Below are 20,525 nucleotides of genomic sequence, written 5' to 3'. Positions count from 1 at the left end.
CGTTAAAATAGAAGTATGATTACATATATCGAAAGAGAGTGGATAGTATGGATACAGGAATAACTACGAAATTAAAAATAATGAAGCCAGCTAATGAGGTGTTTGAAGCCATAGTAGACCCTGAAAAAATGTCTAATTATTGGTTTTCATCGGGAACTGGAAGAGTGGAACAAGGCAAGACGATTACTTGGAGATATGATGAATACGATGCAGAAGGGATTATCAAAGTACTAGAAGTCGTGGAAAATAAGAAAATCGTTTTCTCCTGGGGAGGAAGCAGTCAAGAAACGGTTGTAACAATTACATTAAAAGAGCTGGATAAAACGGCTGCTATTATTGAAGTAAACGAATCAGGTTTGAAAGAAGATGACCCCGAAATAGTAAACAAAATGCTAGGACAAAAAGAAGGCTGGGTATATATGCTAACTTGTTTAAAGGGTTATTTAGAAAATGGAGCTAATACTTTGAGAGCCTCATTAATTCACTAGTAAAATAACTACATGTCTAAAAGAGAATATTGGCTCTTTTAGACATGAGAAGGTTATGAATCTCTTGAACTCTACTAATCCCGTAGAAAACATATATATATTCTTTACCTTTTCTTTTTATTTGACTGACCGCTGACAAGCTTATTCTTATTAACGTTTTCTAAGGTAACCTGCACGTGAAATTTTTTTTCATCAATAGAATTTACACTTGAGACTTTTCCTTTACGGCCTTTGATTTTTAAATCTTCACCAACGGCTGGAAGACGATTAAGCAGCTGACTTAATAAAAGATTTTTGTTTTCATAAAAATTAACTACAAACATAGAGGTTTCACCTATTTCATATAGTATGGGATATTAAAAAATGCTCACATTTTATCCTTCCTATAAGATATATGTGTTCAGTTAGATTTAGACCAATATACCAATATGATCCTGAAAAAAATGGATGCTGAGACTCGTGAAAGTGTTTATCGCTCTTAAGAAAAAGGCTTTAGGGTGATTATTGCATGAATTTGAAGATGTACTAAAAAAGAAAATTCATTTATAAGACAGCCTTTTTCGTATTAAAGGGAAATGTTTTCAAGGTGTACTTACAAGTGGGTAGTACAAAGGAATCGTCAATGGCGGTTCTTTTTTGTTTAATGAAACAAAAGGAATTTAATGCAATATGGTGGCCAAAGCAGCAGATCAGCTTTTTTTTCTGTTTAAATAAGCAGACATATGGCTAGTAGACGATGAATTGCTTTCATATTACTTCATATGAATATTTGGATGTAAGCTAATGAATGAAGATTAACTCCTTTTTCGTTTGCATATACATGAAATGGATTATTGTTTAACTTGCACATGGAAAGAGGTGTTTTGATTTGACAAATTATAATGATACTTACTCTCAACAACATGCAGGAAATAGGAATCCACAATATCCCTCCGTTCCGCTGGAATTTAATTTCAGGGAGCCTTACGGGACCAGGTTCTCACAGTTTCGTCCAATCAGACATTCAACTCAGGATCAGCTTATTCTTCCAAGAGGATACAAGTATGACATTGTGGCGACTTGGGGACAGGATTTAGGCAATGGTGAAAAATTTGGATTTAATAATGACTTTACCTGTTATTTTGGAAGCAACCCCAATGAGGGACTCCTGTGGGTCAACCATGAGTACATCGGAAATATGAGTATCTTCGTAACTGGATATAAGGAAGAACCTGGAGGACCTAAAAGGACACCGGAGCAAATTGCTGTGGAAAAATATAACCTTGGCGGATCCGTCATACATATCCGAAAAGGGACAGATGGAAAATGGACGATTGTAAAAGGCTCTCCATATAATAGAAGAATTACGGCAAATACACCGATCAATCTAACTGGTCCAGCAAAAGGCGATGCAGCAGTGGGCGGTGTTACACAGGTTATAGGTACATTTGCTAACTGTTCAGGTGGAAAAACACTTTGGAATACGGCATTTTCAGGAGAAGAGAATTATGAAGGAATAGTAGAGGACTGGTCAGAAACTCCGGGAGTGTCCGCATTGAACCCTGCTCATTACGGATGGGTGGTTGAAATCGACCCTTCTGATCCTAAATCGACACCTAAGAAACATTCAATGCTAGGCCGGTTCGCACACGAGAATGCGGTGATGACACTTGGTAAAACGGGCAGGGTTGTTGTTTATAGCGGTGATGATGCCAATGACCAGTGTGTTTACAAATTTGTAAGCGATGACGTTTATAGACCGGAGCTAGGGAAACAGAATAGCAGCCTTCTTGAAAAAGGCACTCTATATGTGGCAGATATGGGGGCAACTAAGTGGGTTGCTCTTGACCTTAATAAAACTCCTAAATTAAGAGATAAGTACAAAACCCAGGGGGAGGTGCTGGTCAACACGCGTGATGCGGCAAAACTAGCAGGCGGAACCCCTCTAGACCGGCCAGAGGATGTTGAAATTCATCCCCGGGACGGATCGGTATTTATTGCTTTCACAAATAATACAAAGCATGGAAACTATTACGGACAAATATACCGCCTTGTGGAGGAAAACAATGACCATGAAAGTACCTCATTTGGATATGAAATTTTTATATCTGGAGGTCCGCAAAGTGGTTTTGCCTGTCCCGATAATTTGATGTTTGACCAAACAGGGAATTTATGGGTTTGTACTGATATCTCTTCTGATAAGACCAATCAAGGAGCTTATAAATTTTTCGGGAACAACGGCTTATATATGATTCCAACAGAAGGATCTAATCGTGGAAAAGCCATGCAATTTGCTTCAGCACCCGTTCAGGCGGAATTAACCGGGACATGGCTGGCTCCTGACGGAGAGACACTTTTCATGTCCGTTCAGCATCCAGGAGAAGAGAGTGAGGATGTTAATAATCCGACCAGCCGGTGGCCTTTTGGCGATATACCAAGACCATCCGTAGTAGCTATTACAAGACAATAAATTCCTTCGATGTCGTTTGATCTTTTATTAGAAGAGCAAAACCGCAATGCTATATTATGTGTTGCGGTTCTTTTCAAGACAGGGAACCTAACGACTTGTTTTTCATTACTCAAATGCCAAATTTCATGGACCAGCTGTTCCCAATATAAACACAGTAACTGATCATGCTGCATCAAAGTGCGGGAAATCCTGAAGCTCTTATAAATTGAATATGAGAGGAAATATTTTCACAAAGTTAAGGCTGGAAATAGAGCACTTCCCCTAATCTAAGAGGGAATGTAAAAAACATTCAAGTAACAACAACTTAGATCATGACGGACAGCGCAATTTATGTGTGATAAGGAAAAGGACCTCCAGAACAGAATCATAGTTGATGATTCATGGAGGTGTTTTTTATAGGGACTAACTTAGCAGGGGAAAATTAAATAACCCATCTTTTAGTACATTTACTAATTTTAAATAATTTTGAAACCGTTCATTTACTTAACCTTAATATTCTTGCCCTATAATTTATTATAAAGTGCTTTTTACCAATACAGGCAGCAAGTCAATTATGAATGAACGGGAGGAAAAGGATTTGAAGCAATCCGTACATAAAGTACTATTACCAGTAATAACAGCTTTTAGTTTGGCAGTATCAGGGCTGACCTCTATACATGTTACTGAAAATAAGGCTGAAGCTGCGCAGCATAAACTAAAAGAGATCGATCATAGGCCTTTACCGCTTGGATATTCTTATTTAAATGAAACCAGGCATACAAGCACGCTGGCTAAAGGCGTAACTTATACAAAAATTGTTCGAGGTGAACCTTCTCAAAATGACTTTTTTACGGTAGATGTCGATTTTGTAGAAACAGAGGATGAGGCAAATTCTCTTTCAATACAATTGTCAAATGTAGGTTATCATCCTTTTGTTGACCGGATATCAAAACGTGCTGCAGATGACAAAGAAAAAGGGGAACTCGGATTTCTTGTAAGAGTCGGAAAATTTATGACTGAACAAGAAGCAAAAGATTTACAGCAGAAATTGACTTCCCAGGGATATACAGGACTTAGAGTGGTTTTTAGCGGTGAAGATGGCCAAATGACTTCTGGTCCATGGGTTGTGAATGTTCTGGAAGTGAACCCGAAAAATTATAAGGGAAGTATGGTTCCGGAATTAGGAAGTGATGTGATTCCAGGCAAAGAGAAACTGACTTCCATCGCGTCCCGCAATCATGCAATTGCTGGGATAAACGGAGGTTACTTTGTAGTTGGAGACAATGACGGAACACCAGGAGACTTAGCAGGCATCTCTGTCATAGGGGGAAGGCTGCTGAGTGAGGCGGTAAATGGGCGTTCCAGTTTTATCTTTTCTTCTGATGGAAGTAAAGCAGACATTGCATCTGTCTCGTCAAATCATCAGGCAGTTTCGTTTGATGGTTCAATCCGAGAAGTTGATGGTTTCAATCGAAAGCCCGGCTTAATCCGGGGCTGCGGTGGAACCGGCGGGGATAGTCCAACGGAAGAACCAAAACATGACTATACTTGCAGAGATTCAAGCGAGCTTATTGCGTTCACTCCGGAATTTGGTAACAAAACGGAATCTGGTGAAGGAGTGGAAGCAGTCTTAAACAAATCCGGTAAGGTTACCCAGGTTAGGACTGTCCGGGGAGGAACTATACCTGTGGATGGTATGGTGCTCGCAGGTACCAATGAGGCCGCCCAGTGGATTCTTGATCATGCCAGGCTGGGTAAGAAGCTTGCTGTTTCCAGTAAGCTTACAGCGGATGGAAAGCCTCTTTTGTTAAAGAAAACATCCAACCTGATCAACGGAGGACCTCGATTGGTCAAAGACGGCAAGATATCGGTAAATGCCGTGGAAGAGGGCTTTCATTGGGAGGAAAATCCGGAGTTTTATTATCGTTTCGGTGAACGGCGAAACCCAAGAACTCTGATGGGAATTAAAGAAAATGGCAATTTGATTTTTGTGACAGTCAACGGGCGTGCTCCTGGGTTTAGTGTGGGTGCTAACTTTGAAGAGAGTGCAGCCATCATGAAGTCACTTGGTGCAGCAAATGCCATGAATCTGGACGGCGGTGGTTCAACCGGAATGACAACTGGCCGGGAATTAGTAACAAGGCCCTCGGATTTGACCGGAGAACGTGAGCTTGCTGATGCTATTCTCCTTTTACCTAGATAAAAGATTTAAGATTAGCAAAGCCAGATATGATGAGATTGATAAACAACTCGCCGAATATAAGAGCCCGCCACCGAGAAAAAACATAGGCAGTAAGCACTAAATTGAGGTGCATGGTTAGTAAAAAAGCTTGCAGAAATCCTTTTCTGCAAGCTTTTTTCTATTTTTCAGACCCTAATGGCTTTCCGTGCAAAAACTCTATACTAGTTCTCTATTACTACAATTATAAAAACTAATGTTAAGTTTTATAGGATTAATTAAACATTTTTTTTTACTATCTTTTAATAAAAAATCTATCAGTACTTAAAATTTTATTAATCTCAAATATCTATATTTAAATAAGTAAGAAAAATAAAGGATTTTTTTTACAGAGATTAAATTTAAATCCTTGCTTAAAGGGGTTAAAAAAATATGAAAAAAGTTTTAATTTGGTCTGTAGCATTCTTATATTTTATTACGTTAATGCTTTCTACAAGTAACGTATCAGCCCACACGGATAATAGTGAAGGGTACTCCAAAATAAAGAGTGTTAAGGACAAGCTGCTAGTCGAGCTGCAGATTGATTATTTTGAACTGGGGAGGCTGATTGATTTTGGGGTCAAACCAGGCGCTTCTGAGGCTGAGTTGGAAATGTCGCTAGAAAAGAACATTCGTAACTTAGAAGCTTATCTTTCCTCCCATCTCGGGGTGTTCACAAACGGAGCAAAAACCGAAGGGAAAATAATTGAGACAGACATCGTACGGAAAGTTAGCCGAGATTATGCAAAAATCACGATGGAATTCCCAGAATCAGCCCTTAAATCATCATTGCAAATACAATATAGTATTTTTTTTGATGACAATGACCCCTTGCATCGAAATATCGTTTCTTATGACATAAACAACAAGCAAGGCCAATTTATTTTCAATGCAGGGGATCAGGAACTTAACATCGGAAAGGAAACTATTTATGGCCAAATAATCCGGTTTGTTGAACTTGGTTTCCACCATATCATGATTGGTTATGACCACATTCTGTTTGTCATCGCTTTAGTATTGGGAACCCGCCGTATTTCCGATGTAATAAAGGTTATTTCTGTTTTCACTATAGCTCACAGTATAACTCTTGGCCTGACAGCATTGAAGCTAGTTCATTTTCCTGGCGAGATTGTCGAACCGCTTATTGCATTAAGCATTGCATTTGTAGCAGTAGAAAACTATTTTGGATTTTCATCTAAATATAGGCTCGCGGTTGTCTTTGGATTCGGGTTGATTCACGGAGTGGGCTTTGCCGGCGCCTTGCAGCTGTCTGCCAATGTAACATGGCGATCTCTTTTGTCCATCTTTTCATTCAATATCGGCGTAGAAGGGGGCCAAGCGTTAATTATCCTTCTTATGTTTCCTTTGCTTTATTATATGGGCCGGTTCAACTGGTCTACTTTAGTCCGTGGAGCCGTAACCGCAGGGATATTCGGGATGGGAATAGTTTGGTACTTTCAGCGCTTTCTCGCATGAATCAAAATAAGGAGGTGATTCAGCATTACCTAAAGCTAATTAACCATAGAAAAAAACAAGGAGGAGAAATGGATGAAGCCATTAAAAAGCAAAAGTGTTAAACAAAAGCTCAAACCAGTGGCTGCGGCTGCGATGTGCAGTCTGGCTCTTGCTGCTGTAGTTAAACCAGTAATAGCAGATAATCCCATGGCAACAATTAAGGGCACCGTCTTCGCCGACAAAAACGGTAATGGCACTCGAGATGGGAATGAACAGGGGATTCCTCATGTTTCTGTGTCTGACGGTAAAAATATAGTCGTTACAGACTCGCAAGGAAAGTATTCTTTAATAATCGATACAGACAGACGCCAGGAAGATATTATTTTTGCCACAGTACCAAGCGGGTATAGTGTTCCAACTGATGAAAACAAAACTCCTCAGTTTTATAAACAGCTTGGCAGTATGCAGGCTGGGGAAACAAAGGAACAAAACTTTGGTCTTATACATACACCAGATAGCAGCAACCCGAACTTTAGCTTTGCCAATATCGCCGATGTGCACGTTCAAGCAGGAACGGCCAATAACCGAGAGCGATTTACAGATCAATTGGCGCAAATTAATGAAGCAACAGGAAACCCTGCCTTTATTGCTGTTAGCGGAGACTTAACGAACAGGGCAGACAATTCGGAATATCAGGATTATATGGCAAGCACTGCGACTTCGACCCTTCCGGTATATCCGGCAGTGGGTAACCATGATTTTGCTCCCGGTTCTGATTATAAGACGAGAATTGATCGATATCGGAATTATCTCGGACCAGAGTGGTATTCCTTTGATTATGGTAATCGCCACTTCGTTACATTAGAAAATACTCTAGGGTTTGACCAATCAGATCAATTAGAGTGGTTAAAGCAGGATCTCGCCCTAAATGCGAAGGATAAAGAAGTGGTTGTTTTCGTACACAGACCCATGAATACACCACAAACTCCGACACCGGATAACACCAAGCAATTTCTTGACCTTCTTAAGCAATATCAAACGCGCTTAGTAATGGTCGGACATACGCATGTTAACGATGTAGCAACGGATACCATTCCAGGAGCTAATCATGTCACCACGGTGTCCAGTGCTTATACAATTGACCAGATGCCAAATGGCTTCAGGATGGTTACATTCCAAGGTGACCGGCAGGAAGCAAAATATAAAATGTATGATGTAAAACAAAGTGCGGCCATCGTAAACCCGGCTCCTGGCAGCGAGGTTCCGCAAGGGAAAATGGATATATTAGTAAACGCATATAACACATCAAGCAATGTAACAAAAGTTGAATACCGCATGGACGGCGGTCCGTGGAGAAAACTTAACCAAAGCAGCGGTATGGCGTGGTCTGATCAATGGAATGCTGCAAAAGCGGAAAAAGGCAAGCATGCGATTGAGGTTAGAGTTACCGATGACGGTGGAAAGGTTTGGGTTAAAAACTCCTCGTTCAGTATCGTAGACAGCGAGGAGCGAGTTGCACCAAAGAAAGGTACTGACTGGCCGATGTTCCACGGTGATGCGCAGCACACTGGAGCTGCAAAAGATAAACTTGATGCTGGATTGCGTCTTGGCTGGACATACCACACACCTGGAACAATTCTTACCTCTTCACCTGCAATTGCAAATGGCACTGTTTATATTGGAACTCGTGATGAGAGCGGCAGCGAGCATCATGCCATCCATGCGGTCGACCTTGAGACAGGCAGCAAGCGCTGGGAAGTTAAGGCGGATGCACAGGTACAAGCATCACCTGCTGTAGCAGACGGAATCGTATATGCTTCGTCTATTCGCGGTACACTTTATGCAGTGAAGACAGAAAATGGAGAGATCCTTTGGGAAAAGTCGGTGGGGAAAGATCAAGTGCAAAGAGCCTGGATGTACTATTCGCCAACGGTAAAGGATGGGATTGTCTACCAGGCCTATAGCACTGGCAAAGGCGGTGCCATGATGGCTCTTGATGCCCGCACAGGGGAAGAAATCTGGAATGCTCCATTAGCAGGCGGCTGGATCGTGGAGTCCACTCCTGTTGTACAGGACGGCAAGATTTACGTCGGAGGAGATGGAGGCTGGCTGATTTCTCTCGACGCATCAACAGGAAAAGAATTATGGAGGAAAAAACCGGCCGGCGGATGGATGCACTCCATGCCTGCTATCGCAGATGGACGGGTTTATATGGGATATGGAGGCGGATTGCTGGTTGCACTTGATTCTGCAACGGGCAAAGAGCTATGGCGCTACAAGAGCCCAGATTCATCCTATATTCACGGAGGTGCAACAGGATCCTCACCAGCTGTTGTAAATGGAGCAGTTTATATGGGCTTCCCAGATGGAAACGTAAATGCATTCGATGCAGCCACTGGAAAAAAGAAATGGGGTTATCGCACTAAAGGCGGGATTATCTCCTCAGCTGCAGTTAGTGGAGAAACCGTTTTTATCGGCTCGAACGATGGGAATCTTTATGCCTTTGATATTGTAACTGGACAGCCTTTATGGCAGCATGAAATAGGAGCTTGGGTTGCTTCTTCCCCGGCCATTTCTGGAAATACGCTGGTGGTTGGTGCACTTGACGGGAATCTGTATGGATTCACACCTGGCGGGAAAGCAGCTCAGCGCTGGCCGCGGCTGACAGGGCTCGTGACAGATGACGTGACAGGAAAACCAATCGGCGGTGCTTCGATTATTGCGACAGATATTGAGGGTAACCGCCAGGTCTCTACTGCGGGTGCTGAGGGGCAATACCTTCTTGGGATAAAACCTGGTAATTACACACTGACTGCCATTCGCAGAGGTTATCAAAGCGGGAAGCCGATTTCGGTCGAAGTTAAAAATGGAGAAGATCGGAACGTTTCTTTACAAGTAAAGGAGATTACAGAACCGATTTCAGGTGTAACACAGGAAGCACCCGATTTTAATTCAGGCAGCCCGCGATTGGATGTCTCTGCAGGTAATATCTTTCATTATGTGATGAATAAGCAAATCCAAGCTACGGTATCCTCGCAGATAGCAGAGAACAACGGACCAGGTACTTTCCAGCCGGGATGGCTTGGCGACATCGCCTTGCTGGACAACAATGCGATGGAAACACTTGATTGGAGTGAATGGATCCTCTCGCCGACAATGAATGATCCAAAACGCCCGTGGAATCGTGAGGGAGAATGGCTGTCTCTTCCAAATATTGAAGTTTTGGGAGATGCTATCCATGCTTCGGGACAAGCCCAAATAGATTCTGCCGTCAAAACTTCGGTTACTTATCGGGCACTTCCGAATGCACCGGTGGTAAAGTTTACACTGGAAATGGACAATACCGGTTTGACAGATTTTAAAGGATATTTCCAGTATCTGCTTGATCCAGATAGTGCAGACGACACAGCCCTTGTACCAGGAATCACGAAAATGAATCCAGGTTTCATGACCACAGGATGGACAGGGAATTATATCTATGATGGTCCTAAGACTTCCATCTCCAGCCCGGCCCATGGGATTGCCTGGACAAAAGACAAGCCTGCTGGATTAAGCGCTTTTGGTTATATCTTTGGCGCATCGTTTGATGCAAGTGTGAAAGCTGGAGAAAAACGTAAAATCAGCTGGTACCATATTACAGACTACCCAGCTGAGGGAAGCAATCCTGCTGCCAATGTAGCTGAATGGGCCTCCCGGTTAAGCAGCCTTGATACACAGGCAGCCAACTGATTTATGGAATTAACGCATTTTTAAGCAAAGTTTTAGCTTGCAGAAAAACAGTCTGCAAGCTTTTTTTATTTAAATAAATATCTATATGTACGATCAGCTGCTGTTTATCAGCTATTTAAATCATAACGTCTCCCTTTAACCAGATAATAGGCACTTTCTGCTATGTTTGTACAATGGTCTGCTGCTCTTTCCAGGTAGCGGCAGACAAAAGATAATTGAGTGGTTTCTGCTAATGATTCGGGAGAGCCTTCATGATTTTTCAGGTACTGCAGAATCGTCTGGCCATAGAGTTCATCCACCTGGTCATCCATGGCAGCTACTTTCTTTGCTTTTTCCACATCTTCTTCAATAAAGGCTGCTAAGGATAGTTCCAGCATTTCTAAAGTTAATTGATGCATCTTCCTGATGCTTTCCACAGGTCCTATTGTCCCTTCTTTGCCAATGCGGATCGTTGACTTTGCAATATTAACGGAAAAATCAGCAATTCTCTCCACGTCTGTTGCTATTTTGATAACCCCTATGATTCTGCGGAGATCGATTGAAACTGGCTGCTGTTGTGCGATAAGCCAGATTGCAAAGTCATTAATTTCTTCTTCTAAGATGTTGGCTTTTGTATCTTCTTCCATAACTTCGAGAGCCAGATTAATATCTTTAGTTTCCAGGGCTTTTAATGATCTGATCAGCGAATCATTAGTAAATGTCCCAAGCTCCTTAAGCTTTCTTTGAAGTTCCTTTAGATCAACTTCAAACTTTTCCCGGATTGCCATGTATCATCTTCCTTTCTCTTCATTAAGCAAATGACTTAACCAAAACGTCCAGTTATATAATCTTCTGTTCTTTTGTCAGAGGGGTTAGAGAAAATCTTGCTGGTTTTTGTAAATTCAATCACTTCACCATTTAGAAAGAAAGCGGTTTTATCGGAAATACGGGCTGCCTGCTGCATATTGTGCGTCACAATGATAATACTGAAATTCTTCTTTAGCTCCTGCAGCAATTCTTCCACTTTAAGAGTTGAAATAGGGTCAAGCGCTGATGTCGGCTCGTCCATAAGAATTACATCTGGTTCGATTGCCATACAGCGGGCAATGCATAGACGCTGCTGCTGACCACCAGAAAGTCCATAGGCATTTGTTTGCAATCTGTCTTTTACTTCGTCCCAGATTGCAGCTCCTCTTAGGCTTTTTTCAACGATTTGATCAAGTATTTTCTTATCACGTATACCATGAATTCTTGGTCCGTATACCACGTTTTCATAAATGGATTTAGGGAAAGGGTTAGGCTTTTGGAATACCATTCCTACCTTTGTACGCAGCTCCTCAACTGGATACGTTTTATCCAGGATATTTCTTCCGCGATATAAGATCTCTCCAGTAGTTTTAACCCCTGGTATTAACTCAATCATCCGGTTTAACGTTTTTATATAAGTTGATTTCCCGCATCCCGATGGGCCGATAATGGCAGTTACTTCATTTTCCACTACATGTAACTGAATATCTTTTAAAGCATGGTTTTCCCCATACCATAAATTCAGTCCATTCGTTTTATAAACCAGTTTATTACCGTCATTTTCATTCATACTCATTTGAGCCTGCGTTTCACTCATAGCTAAACCCTCCTATCAAAAGGTTTTTTCCTCAATATCTTCTTTGGTATTTATTACGGATGAGAACAGCAATCGTATTTAAGAGCAGCAGTAAAATTAGTAAGACCATGATGCCTGCTGCAGCTAAAGCCCTAAACTCTTCCTGTGGGCGGCTCGTCCAGTTGAATATCTGCATAGGCAAAACCGTAAAGATATCGAACACTGTTCTTGGCAGAAAGGCGAGAAATAAGGGCAGACCAAGCACTACAAGTGGAGCTGTCTCACCAATTGCTCTGGATAAGGCTAAGATACCGCCAGTCAAAATCCCTGGGATTGCTGCTGGAAGAACGACACGAAGGATCGTCTGCCATTTAGTTGCTCCTAATCCATAAGAGGCTTGCCGTAACTCTTTAGGTACTGAACGAATAGCTTCCTGAGAAGCCACAATGATCACCGGCAATACAAGGAGGCTCATAGTCAAACCAGCCGCTAAAACACTGCTTCCTAACGCTAACGCACGAACAAAAACTGTTAGTCCCAGAAGACCGAAAACGATGGATGGAACTCCTGCTAAATTTGATATGTTTATTTGTATAAATGTCGTAATAGCATTTTTCTTTGCATACTCTTCTAAAAAAATAGCGGTTCCTACCCCTAAAATTAAAGATACAGGAGCCACGACTGCCATCAGCCAAATCGAACCGATTAAAGCTGTGTATACTCCGGCCTGTTCCGGATGCCGTGAAGGGAGGCTCTGGAAAAAATGGAGATCAAAATAAGGGAATCCCTCAGATATAATTCTATACAGAAGAATTCCTAACACTAACAATCCAAATAAAGTAGCCAGTAAAAATAAGAAACGGAAAAAAACATTAAAAGATAATCGGGGCTTCATATGATTTAAAACTTTGCTGTGGTCGATTAATTTCATTTAGTATTCCTCCCTGAACCGTCTGGAGACAAACTGAGCGATAAAATTCATGATCAGGGTAAAGAGGAACAGAGTCATTCCCACCGCATAAATACTGTAATAAACAGTTGTCCCATATCCCACATCCCCTTGGCTCACTTGTACAATGTAAGCCGTCATGGTTTGAATAGATCTTGTAACATCCCATGAAAGGGTAGGGGTTGAACCTCCAGCAACAGTAACGATCATGGTTTCGCCTATAGCACGGGAGACTGCTAATACAATGGAAGCGATAATCCCAGATAGAGCGGAAGGCAGGACGATCTTTAGAGCCAATTCAAATTTTGTTGATCCTAGTCCAAGTGCACCTTCTCTAATGGAATTAGGCACGGAAGACATGGCATCCTCAGAGAGAGAAGCGATCATAGGTATAATCATGATTCCAATAACAATGCCCGGGCTTAAGGCGTTAAAGATTTCCAGGCCAGGCATAACGCTCCTAAGGATAGGAGTTACAAATGTTAATGCGAAATAACCATAAACAATGGTTGGGATTCCTGCCAGCACTTCCAAGATCGGTTTAATGATTCTACGCGATTTTTCGGATGCATATTCACTTAAATAAACAGCAGACGCAATGCCAATAGGAACCGCAACTAAGATGGCAATTCCTGTTACTTTTAAAGTACCCGATACTAATGGCAGGATTCCATATGATCCATGAGTCTCTGAAAATGGAAACCACCTTTTCGCTGTGAGGAATTCAACGATGGACACCCGAGTAAAAAAAGTAATCGTTTCAAAAATAAGTGTAAGCACTATGCCAATTGTTGTTAGAACAGATATTAACGCAGTGAGAAAAAGAAGAATGGGAACAATCCTCTCAAAAGAAAAGCCAGACTGCCGCTTCTTAAATTTTTGTGATATAAGATCCTGTATTGAATGATTCTTTAATGGTTCATCTGCCACATTAACAACTCTCCTTGTTCCATAAGATAAGTGAGAAGTGATTGAACACTTCCCACTTAATTGATGGACCTACTTTAATGCTTTCAATTTATCTAATTCCTTTTGATATTCCTCTTCTGGCAGGCTCACATAGCCTACATCTTCAGATAATCCACCTGAATTTTTAAGAGTATATTGGAGAAAATCATACACTTCTTTTTGTTTTTTCACTGCTGAGTTGCTGGCATACACAAACAATGGACGAGACAAAGGCGAATACTCACCTGATTTAATTGTTTCATGTGAAGGGGTAACTGGACCTTTTCCAGAATCGATAGGAACCACTTTGAGATCGTCTTTATTTTCGAGATAATAGGCGAAACCGAAGTATCCGATCGCATTTTTATCGCCTTTAACCCCTTGAACAAGAACATTGTCATCTTCAGAAAGAGTGGCCCCCTCGACCAGAGGTTTCTCCTTTAAAATGACTTCGTCGAAATAATCAAATGTACCTGAGTCTGTTCCTGGGGAATAGAATTTAATTTCCTCATCAGGCCACCCTTTGCGTATATCAGACCATTTTTTAACAGTTCCGCTTTCAAGCCACATTTTACTTAATTCATCAACTGTTAATTTATCGACCCAATCGTTATCTTTATTGACAACTACTGAAATTCCATCGAATGCTAAGCGGAATTCTGTGTAGTCAATGCCATTCTTTTTGAGAGTCGCCTGTTCTTCCTTTGAAATTGGACGCGAAGCATTGGTCAGTTGTGTTTCCCCTGCTCCAAATGCTTCAAATCCGCCTCCTGTTCCTGATGACCCCACCGATATTTTTACTCCTGGCTGCTTTGTACCGTAATCTTCTACAATAGCTTCCATGATCGGGTATACAGTAGATGAGCCGTCCACTTTAATATTTCCTTCCAAATTCCCTTGAGTTCCGCCGCCATTTCCATTATTTTGTTCTCCAGCATTGTTGTTTCCTCTGCCACAAGCTGATGTAATGGCAATTGAAGTGATAAGTAGTAGTAATAAAACAACGAATTTAATTTTTTTCATCAGAAGTTCCTCCTGGTAGGGTATAGCTGAAAATTAGATGCATTCATAGTATTTTCATAAATTCCATTATTATTATTAAAAAGTTAAAGCAGGAAAGAAGTCTACATAATGTATATAGCTATAACACTTTTGGAAAAATAAAAGGAAGTACTCAAATTGATTTGGTATTCAACAGGTTGAAATTATTAATTTGTATAGAAAGAGGGATGTTTATGACTGATAAAAACTTATATAATGAAGAGGCCGTCCTGGCAAACATTAAATTAAATGCCAAGCTGGAGGATAATAAAGTAAGGGCTTCAAAAGAGGGCATGCATGAAGCGGAAAGTGCCAATATAAAGATTCAAGACGCATTTTACGGAAACGACGAAGATAAACAGGACTTTCCACCAACGTATATTTACAATGATACTCCGTCCATTAAAGTCACTGGGGATGAGGATTAAGAAATAAACCCTTCTCGTATGAGAAAGGGCTTAAAGAAAACAGGGGTATATTTATTTATAACCAATTAATTAATCCTTATACTTTGATTAAGCAGGGACGAATATTTGAGAGATCCAGTATTCAAGGTTAGTTCAATATTTTTTCATAAACGAAACTGTTTTTTTACACTGGAATATAAATCTATTTCTTTGGTCTCTGTCCCAAACATCTTTCATCTTACAGTTCAAATTCCAATGTTCCATCGTGTTCAAAGCCTGATTGTGGAAACCACTCTGTAAAGATGCGGTTCCATGTGCTCGTGATTTATCCACCTTTTACAAGGAAGGATATAAGGAAACATTTATATCAATTTAATATCTTCTCAATAAACCTATGATAAAGTTAGGCTGTAACGATAGTTGGCAAGATATTCTGAATAGGATGGTGCAGCTATGATGTTTGCAAGGATAGGTGTCAATTTTGTCTTGATCATGACTCATTTCTATTTAGCTTAAAAAATACATTTGGTTGAAAAGCGTAGCTGTCTTTTAGACGGCTTTTTTATTTACAACACAGGATTTGAAGGTCCGAACAATATTGATCCAGGAAGGATAGCACTTTTCTAATTCTTCTGGAATTAACAGGTGCGTTAGTTGGAGTAAAGAAGGAATCTGAGATTGTATGCTGAATAATGTTAGGAAGAATTAAGATGGTTAGGAAAAAATAGATAATCATTTTTTTACTGCTGATGGGTGAGTTAGTTGAAAAAGTCTGGCTGCTATAACTATCAGAAGGAGATATATACTTGTGCTAAAATGAATCAACAAAGAAGAGGGACTTAATGGAAACATGCTTCTTTACCCTGTGTTTGCAATCATAATTTCATTATCATTAATTATTTGAGGTTCAGTAATATTTTTCTTAGGTATTCAAAATGTGAAGGTTTTGTTTCTTATTCGACTAACGGGGCAAGATTTAGCACGAATATAAACGTTGTGAAATTGAGAAGAATAGAAGACTTGATAAAGATGTATAAACTAGTGGATTATAATTAAACGGAAAGGAAGTATACGACTATGGATTTTGAAACAGTTATGCAGGAGCTTGAAGCACTTAGTAAGGAACGAACTAAAAAAATGTACATATCCAACGGTGCCCGCGAGCCGCTTTTTGGCGTGGCTACAGGTGCTATGAAACCAATCGCCAAGAAAATAAAAATAAATCAACGTTTAGCTGAAGAGCTTTATGCCACACATAATTATGATGCAATGTACTTCGCAGGCATTATTGCAGACCCAAAAGCCATGACTGAGTCGGATTTTGCTCGTTGGATAGATGGAGCGTATTTTTATATGCTGTCCGATTTTGTGGTGGCGGTAACTTTATCAGAGTCAGATATTGCACAAGACGTTGCCGATAAATGGATTGCAAGTGGTGACGAGCTGAGAATGTCAGCGGGCTGGAGTTGCTACTGCTGGCTTTTAGGGAATCGCCTGGACAATGAATTTTCCGAAAGCAAGATATCTAAAATGCTTGATATTCTGAAAAATTCCATTCATGATTCGCCGGAACGAACGAAGTCCTCCATGAATAATTTTCTATATACCGTAGGGATTTCGTATTTGCCACTACATGAAAAGGCACTCGAGACTGCAAAGGAAGTAGGTATAGTAGAAGTCAAACGGGACAAGAAAAAAAGCAGTTTCCTAAACGCTTACGAAAGTGTTCAAAAAGAACTAGGTAGAGGGAAGCTTGGTTTTAAACGCAAACATGTAAGATGTTAAAATTAGCTTGGTAAGAAGAGAAGTAAAAGAAGAAACAGGTCTCGTTATTAGAGACCTACATAAATCCATAACTTAATCAATTACTTATTAATGAAAAACCTTCCTAATTTAACGGGTGCGTGATTTGAAGAAAGAAGAATTATATATGTTCAAATGCGGAAAACAAAAGGTATTAATCGTAACTTTTTAAAATTGTAAATTTTCGACTTTTTGTCTGCTCTATAAATTTTTGTTTTAATTAAAATAGGGATTATTCACTAATCTAGTTAATCATATCGTTTTTATTGGTGGGTTTATTACTCTTCTTTAGCTAACGGGGCAGGATAGTGGAAGAACAAAAACTAATAAATTTTATCCTTTGTGGTGCATTTCTGCTGCATATATACGGATCGCTGCCTAACATCATTTTTATTTAATGATTGTCCACTCCTTACGCAATCTACTGCATAAAATAAGTATATGCCAATAGATTGTGAAGGAGGTGATAACTTGGTAGAAAAAAAAGGATCAAACTCCTCTTCTTATAACCATTCTCACTGTTTTGAACCATTCATTAGTCCCAACCCTTTAACTTCATTTAATCCTGTTCAACGATTTCCTAAAATTGACAAAACAGCATTTGTAAGTCAGTTTTCCAGTGTCATAGGTGATGTAACCATTAGAAACAATGTTTATGTAGCTCCTAATGTAAGCATACGTGCGGATGAAGGAACCCCTTTTTATATAGGTTCTAATACAAATATTCAGGACGGAGTAATTTTACATGGTTTATTAGATAAAAGGATTTCAGTTTGGGGAAAAAGGTATTCTATATTTATTGGAAATGAAGTGACCATCGCTCATGGTGCCCTTGTCCATGGTCCTTGTTATATCGCAGACAAAGTATTTGTTGGTTTTAATGCCATTGTTTATAATGCAATTGTCGAGAAAGGCTCGTTTATATCTTATAATGCAGTAGTAACAAATGGCGTTCGAATTCCACCCAATAGATTCGTACCACCTGGAGCTAATATTGATTCTCAAGAGAAGGCAGACGCACTTTCACCAGTACCAGAGGATAGTAAGGGATTTGCACGGGAAGTTCAACGTGTCAATCAGGAATTCCCCGCATCTTATCAGTTGTTATTTGGGAAAAATCGTTGCTCCTGTGGAATTGCCTATGACTAACATAAAAATGTGAAATGGATGCTCGTTCGAATGCTTTTTGTAGAGACCTTTAATAGAAATGCGAAGCTGTCATCGAGGCAGCTTTTTTATTGTTACGGGGAAGAATTGTTGAAGTACATAGCACATGAGATTGTGAATAAATGTACTTAAAGTAACGGGTGCGTTAGTTTTTCTAATTAGGGCTACAGAAACAGCCTTTCTTTAAAAATATTTTTTATAGAAATCCTGTCGTATTTTCCCGCTTAGATGAGCATATATTCTGGTTGTTTCACTTTTTTATGTCCCAATAATGTTTGGATAACTTCCAGGGGAGCCCCGTTATTTTATAAATCAGTGGCATAACTGTGTCTGAATTGGTGCGGGTGTATATTTTTATTTATATCTGCTCTTTTAGAAATCCTTTTGATGATGTACCGTATCTGAGCTGTGCTCATTCTGTGAGGAGAGCGTTCCGTTACAAAAAGTGCTGGATCCTGATCTTGCCGCTCATCTAGGTACCGTTTTAACCAAATTTCACTTCGGGTATTAAAATAAACCTCGCGTTCTTTATCTCCTTTTCCTCTAACTATCGACAATTTTGGCTGGATTGTTGGTCAGATCCGGCTAAGTCCCAATCAATTGGATTTCCTTCTTGCAAAAACAAATTCGTGAAAATACTGATAACCATACATTAAAATTGATTTTAATAAAAATAAAAGTGAAAGCTGAAACCTATTGATTCTTATTAGTGAAACATAGCCAATTCTTTTGAACCAATTCATCAAAATATACGTGAAAAATGAATCAATAATTATATTAAGTAACATGTATTTTTTAAAATTGCCAAAGGTGAATTTTAAAGTCCACAGTGAACCAACAAAGAAAGGTCCCAGGATAAGTGGCATCTCACCTAACACGTTAGGTTTTACTGGGTAGGGAAACCACCACCATTCCTTCTTTTCTGCTAGATAACCTTCTAAAGTAGCATATACGCTCATAAATATGGTTCCTGGAAGATATCTCTTAAAGCTACTTTTACCAAGCAATGGAATAGAAAGCCAAGGAATAAATAGCATTAAAAGGATATATATTGTTAATTTTCTCAATAAGATAACATCCTCTAATTTATTTTGTAATAGTATCTCAAAGTTTCTAGAAGGTATGTAAAATTTGAAAGGTGCTTATTAAATAGGATGGGTTTGTGAAAGAAGAAATGGCGGCTGTTGCTGTCTTTTTGCGTTTTGCACAAACGGCCAGGATAGTCTAATAAGGATAATAACATAATAAAATAATTTGTTATAATATCGGGAAATATAAAATCATACCCAAACAGAAAGGTTGAATAATCTTGGAGATAGAGCATAATCCTCGCCTAACTTCTTCTGAAATAGCATACCTATGGGGTGTAAAGCTCGGTGACAGTATGCATATATGTATATTTAAATATTTTCTTGAACATGTGGAGGATACGAATATTAAGGCATTGATAAAACATGCCTTAGATTTGTCACAACAACATGTTGAAACCATTCAAAACATATGTACAGAAGAAGGAATTGTATTGCCAATTTTTTTTACAGAAGATGATATGAATTTAAAGGCAAAACGTCTGTTTTCAGATACTTTTTATTTGCACTACATTAAAAATATGGCAAAAGGAGGGCTAGTCACTCACGGGTGGGCACTCGGAAATCTCTACCGCCTTGATATACGCTCTTATGGTTCAAAGAGTATAGCTTCCTCTGTGGAACTTGATAATGAAGTGTCGAGAATCTTATTAGAAAAGGGACTGGCAGCAAGACCTCCTTATATCCCTTATCAGCAGGAAGTAGATGTCATTCGTAAACACTCTTTTATATATGAATGGCTTGGGAAAAAAAGAGCACTTGCCGCAACTGAAATTACAGATCTTTATAACAATATCGCCGCAAATGAACTAGGTATAGCAATAGCAACTGCTTTCGGCAGAATTGCACGCTCTGAAAAGGTCAGGGATTATATCCAGCGAGGAAAAGACCTTTCATTAAAACAAGTAAGGATTTATGGTGAGTATCTAGAAAATCATTCTCTCACAATCCCGACCTTAATTGGTCTTGAGGTTACTGATTCAACAGAATCGCCCTTTTCTGATAAATTATTAATGATTCACTTCAGTCTTATGAATCACTCGAGTGTAGGAAATCTGGGAATGTCCATCTCTGAAAGCTTAAGAAGTGATTTAATTGTAGATTACTCCAGGATAAGTTCAGAAGTTTTAAAGTACGCAGAAGATGGGATGAACCTCTTAATTGAAAACAAGTGGATGGAAAAACCTCCTACTGCATCAACAGATGAAGATATAGGCTAAAG

16 protein-coding genes and 2 pseudogenes are annotated in these 20,525 nt (G+C 39.7%); 9 read left to right on the top strand and 9 right to left on the bottom strand.

Translation table 11 applies throughout. From position 1 onward, the window contains the following. The first annotated feature begins 47 nt into the window (after window positions 1-47). Window positions 48-488: an SRPBCC family protein gene (locus tag JOC77_RS15340; RefSeq protein WP_204544693.1), complete on the top strand. Its 441-nt coding sequence runs from the start codon at window positions 48-50 to the stop codon at window positions 486-488. 104 nt (window positions 489-592) lie between these two features. Here the strand turns inward: JOC77_RS15340 and JOC77_RS15335 are convergent, their stop codons facing one another. Then, complete coding sequence (locus tag JOC77_RS15335; RefSeq protein WP_204544692.1) at window positions 593-811, bottom strand: hypothetical protein; 219 nt, start codon at window positions 809-811, stop codon at window positions 593-595. 545 nt (window positions 812-1,356) lie between these two features. Between JOC77_RS15335 and JOC77_RS15330 the strand changes: the two genes are divergently transcribed. From JOC77_RS15330 to JOC77_RS15315, 4 genes are all read left to right on the top strand, one after another. Next, complete coding sequence (locus JOC77_RS15330) at window positions 1,357-2,937, top strand: PhoX family protein (RefSeq protein ID WP_204544691.1); 1,581 nt, start codon at window positions 1,357-1,359, stop codon at window positions 2,935-2,937. A 577-nt stretch (window positions 2,938-3,514) separates the two neighbouring features. Next, entirely contained in the window at window positions 3,515-5,119 is a 1,605-nt protein-coding gene (locus JOC77_RS15325; RefSeq protein WP_204544689.1) for a phosphodiester glycosidase family protein, read from the top strand. 408 nt (window positions 5,120-5,527) lie between these two features. Then, a complete protein-coding gene (locus tag JOC77_RS15320; RefSeq protein ID WP_204544681.1) occupies window positions 5,528-6,610 on the top strand; it encodes a HupE/UreJ family protein in 1,083 nt (360 codons plus the stop codon). A 72-nt stretch (window positions 6,611-6,682) separates the two neighbouring features. Then, window positions 6,683-10,318 (top strand): outer membrane protein assembly factor BamB family protein, encoded by a 3,636-nt coding sequence (locus JOC77_RS15315; protein WP_204544679.1) that lies wholly within the window; start codon window positions 6,683-6,685, stop codon window positions 10,316-10,318. A 107-nt stretch (window positions 10,319-10,425) separates the two neighbouring features. On the opposite strand, the gene phoU is transcribed toward JOC77_RS15315, so the two are convergent. The 5 genes from phoU to JOC77_RS15290 all read right to left on the bottom strand — a co-directional run bounded on the left by phoU (window position 10,426) and on the right by JOC77_RS15290 (window position 14,820). After that, window positions 10,426-11,085: a phosphate signaling complex protein PhoU gene (gene phoU / locus JOC77_RS15310; protein WP_204544677.1), complete on the bottom strand. Its 660-nt coding sequence runs from the start codon at window positions 11,083-11,085 to the stop codon at window positions 10,426-10,428. 35 nt (window positions 11,086-11,120) lie between these two features. Then, complete coding sequence (gene pstB / locus JOC77_RS15305) at window positions 11,121-11,921, bottom strand: phosphate ABC transporter ATP-binding protein PstB (protein WP_204544675.1); 801 nt, start codon at window positions 11,919-11,921, stop codon at window positions 11,121-11,123. A gap of 31 nt (window positions 11,922-11,952) precedes the next feature. Then, complete coding sequence (gene pstA / locus JOC77_RS15300; RefSeq protein ID WP_204544674.1) at window positions 11,953-12,831, bottom strand: phosphate ABC transporter permease PstA; 879 nt, start codon at window positions 12,829-12,831, stop codon at window positions 11,953-11,955. Next, entirely contained in the window at window positions 12,832-13,737 is a 906-nt protein-coding gene (pstC, locus tag JOC77_RS15295; RefSeq protein ID WP_377336155.1) for a phosphate ABC transporter permease subunit PstC, read from the bottom strand. 111 nt (window positions 13,738-13,848) lie between these two features. Beyond that, complete coding sequence (locus JOC77_RS15290) at window positions 13,849-14,820, bottom strand: PstS family phosphate ABC transporter substrate-binding protein (protein WP_204544672.1); 972 nt, start codon at window positions 14,818-14,820, stop codon at window positions 13,849-13,851. Between the two features lie 212 nt (window positions 14,821-15,032). On the opposite strand from JOC77_RS15290, the gene JOC77_RS15285 reads away from it, so the two are divergent. Then, the gene (locus JOC77_RS15285) at window positions 15,033-15,266 is read left to right on the top strand and encodes a hypothetical protein (RefSeq protein WP_204544671.1); all 234 of its coding nucleotides are present in this window, start codon (window positions 15,033-15,035) and stop codon (window positions 15,264-15,266) included. A gap of 143 nt (window positions 15,267-15,409) precedes the next feature. Here the strand turns inward: JOC77_RS15285 and JOC77_RS21875 are convergent. After that, window positions 15,410-15,570, bottom strand: a pseudogene (locus JOC77_RS21875) (GyrI-like domain-containing protein); the annotation flags it as partial. 752 nt (window positions 15,571-16,322) lie between these two features. On the opposite strand from JOC77_RS21875, the gene JOC77_RS15280 reads away from it, so the two are divergent. Then, on the top strand, window positions 16,323-17,030 hold the full coding sequence (locus JOC77_RS15280; RefSeq protein WP_204544670.1) for a DNA alkylation repair protein: 708 nt from the start codon (window positions 16,323-16,325) through the stop codon (window positions 17,028-17,030). Between the two features lie 489 nt (window positions 17,031-17,519). Then, on the top strand, window positions 17,520-18,197 hold the full coding sequence (locus JOC77_RS15275; protein ID WP_239558793.1) for an LbetaH domain-containing protein: 678 nt from the start codon (window positions 17,520-17,522) through the stop codon (window positions 18,195-18,197). A 201-nt stretch (window positions 18,198-18,398) separates the two neighbouring features. Here the strand turns inward: JOC77_RS15275 and JOC77_RS15270 are convergent. Continuing rightward, window positions 18,399-18,766, bottom strand: a pseudogene (locus tag JOC77_RS15270) (tyrosine-type recombinase/integrase); the annotation flags it as partial. 45 nt (window positions 18,767-18,811) lie between these two features. Then, the gene (locus JOC77_RS15265; protein ID WP_239558791.1) at window positions 18,812-19,282 is read right to left on the bottom strand and encodes a hypothetical protein; all 471 of its coding nucleotides are present in this window, start codon (window positions 19,280-19,282) and stop codon (window positions 18,812-18,814) included. Window positions 19,283-19,524: 242 nt separating this feature from the next. Between JOC77_RS15265 and JOC77_RS15260 the strand changes: the two genes are divergently transcribed. Next, complete coding sequence (locus JOC77_RS15260; RefSeq protein ID WP_204544668.1) at window positions 19,525-20,523, top strand: DUF3231 family protein; 999 nt, start codon at window positions 19,525-19,527, stop codon at window positions 20,521-20,523. The last annotated feature ends 2 nt before the right edge of the window (window positions 20,524-20,525 follow it).

Origin of the sequence: Peribacillus deserti (assembly GCF_016909175.1) — a bacterium.
Classification (GTDB): domain Bacteria; phylum Bacillota; class Bacilli; order Bacillales; family DSM-1321; genus Paraperibacillus; species Paraperibacillus deserti.
This window is presented reverse-complemented; position numbering and strand designations above follow the sequence as displayed.

Coding starts and splice junctions, on each gene's coding strand:
- JOC77_RS15335 (WP_204544692.1), bottom strand. CDS start 811: ATGTTTGTAGTTAATTTTTATGAAAACAAAAATCTTTTATTAAGTCAG.
- JOC77_RS15340 (WP_204544693.1), top strand. CDS start 48: ATGGATACAGGAATAACTACGAAATTAAAAATAATGAAGCCAGCTAAT.
- JOC77_RS15315 (WP_204544679.1), top strand. CDS start 6,683: ATGAAGCCATTAAAAAGCAAAAGTGTTAAACAAAAGCTCAAACCAGTG.
- JOC77_RS15290 (WP_204544672.1), bottom strand. CDS start 14,820: ATGAAAAAAATTAAATTCGTTGTTTTATTACTACTACTTATCACTTCA.
- JOC77_RS15320 (WP_204544681.1), top strand. CDS start 5,528: ATGAAAAAAGTTTTAATTTGGTCTGTAGCATTCTTATATTTTATTACG.
- pstA (WP_204544674.1), bottom strand. CDS start 12,831: ATGAAATTAATCGACCACAGCAAAGTTTTAAATCATATGAAGCCCCGA.
- JOC77_RS15285 (WP_204544671.1), top strand. CDS start 15,033: ATGACTGATAAAAACTTATATAATGAAGAGGCCGTCCTGGCAAACATT.
- phoU (WP_204544677.1), bottom strand. CDS start 11,085: ATGGCAATCCGGGAAAAGTTTGAAGTTGATCTAAAGGAACTTCAAAGA.
- pstB (WP_204544675.1), bottom strand. CDS start 11,921: ATGAGTGAAACGCAGGCTCAAATGAGTATGAATGAAAATGACGGTAAT.
- JOC77_RS15280 (WP_204544670.1), top strand. CDS start 16,323: ATGGATTTTGAAACAGTTATGCAGGAGCTTGAAGCACTTAGTAAGGAA.